The sequence below is a fragment of the Actinospica acidithermotolerans genome (assembly GCF_018139625.1).
GTDB classification, from domain to species: Bacteria; Actinomycetota; Actinomycetes; order Streptomycetales; family Catenulisporaceae; genus Actinospica; species Actinospica acidithermotolerans.
The window spans coordinates 1-414 of record NZ_JAGSOH010000379.1; the positions used below are offsets into that span (position 1 = coordinate 1).

Here is a 414-nt window from a genome sequence, read left to right on the forward strand (position 1 = left end):
CACTAAACAATTCAATTTGTTGATATCCCTGTTGACCAATCCATTCACCTATAATTTGACCTGCTTTATAATCATCATGCACAATACTATGAAGTTGTTCATGTTGTTGACCAACAATTACGATTGGTACATTCATTTTATTAATGACTTCTATATGTCTCTCTGTTATGTCTGTAGCCATTAAAACAATACCATCTACTTTACTGCGTGCTAATGTTTCAAGCGCTTGTATTTCTGCTTCGATATTTAATCCTGTGTAATTTAAAATTAATTGTGATTCATATTTTTGGCATTGTTTTGCCAATCCTTTGATTGTTTCATCTACTGCATATGAATTCATTCTAGGTATAATGGCACCAATAAGGTGTGTTTGTCTCGCTCTTAAACTTTGAGCAAATTGATTCGGTTGATAGT

The 414-nt window shown here is 32.6% G+C and carries 1 protein-coding gene; it reads right to left on the minus strand.

Going from position 1 to position 414, the window contains the following annotated elements:
• Window positions 1–414, minus strand: a 414-nt coding sequence (locus tag KDK95_RS39030) for a substrate-binding domain-containing protein (RefSeq protein ID WP_212522666.1), incomplete at both ends; no start/stop codon positions are given.